The 646-nt window shown below is 61.5% G+C and carries 1 protein-coding gene; it reads right to left on the minus strand.

Annotated features, from left to right (window positions below):
• Positions 1-646: molybdopterin cofactor-binding domain-containing protein (locus tag AC1DS5_RS25130; RefSeq protein WP_477720965.1), on the minus strand; the 646-nt coding region annotated here is incomplete at both ends.

Below are 646 nucleotides of genomic sequence, written 5' to 3' on the forward strand. Positions count from 1 at the left end.
GACACGGACATATTCACACTGGAAATGCGGGAAGTCGTAGGGCTGGTCCGCGGCACTATCGATGGCGTCGATGTCAATGCCCTTCTGGAACGCAGTCGGCAGCCAACGCGCGATCACGGCCGAGCCTGCGATCTTGTACTTGAAGCCGACCACTTTGCCGTTGGACAGTGTCGCCGAAATGTTGTCGCGATAGACGGGGCGATAAATGTCGTGCTGGATGTCCTCTTCGCGGGTCCACACCACCTTGACCGGTCCATTGACCTGTTTGGCGATGCGCACCGCCGCCACGACCATGTCGGGCTCAAGCCTGCGGCCGAAGCCGCCGCCAATCATGTGCTGATTTACTGTGACCTTGTCGATCGGCAGGCCCGCGGCCTTGGCGGCTTCGGATTGCACCCGCGACATGATCTGCGTGCCCGTCCAGACCTCGCAGGAATCACCCTTGAAGTGCACCGTGCAATTCAAGGGCTCCATGGTCGCGTGCGCAAGGAACGGCATCTCGTAGGACGCGTCGATCCGTTCGCCGGTCGCGAGACCCTTGGCGATGTCGCCGACGGATTTGGCGATTACGCCGTCCGTCTCGCTGGCCGTGCGCAAATGCGCCCAGATGTCCTTCGAACTGATCTTCGCGTTGGGCCCTTCGTCC

This window comes from Polaromonas sp. P4_H1, from assembly GCF_056400945.1.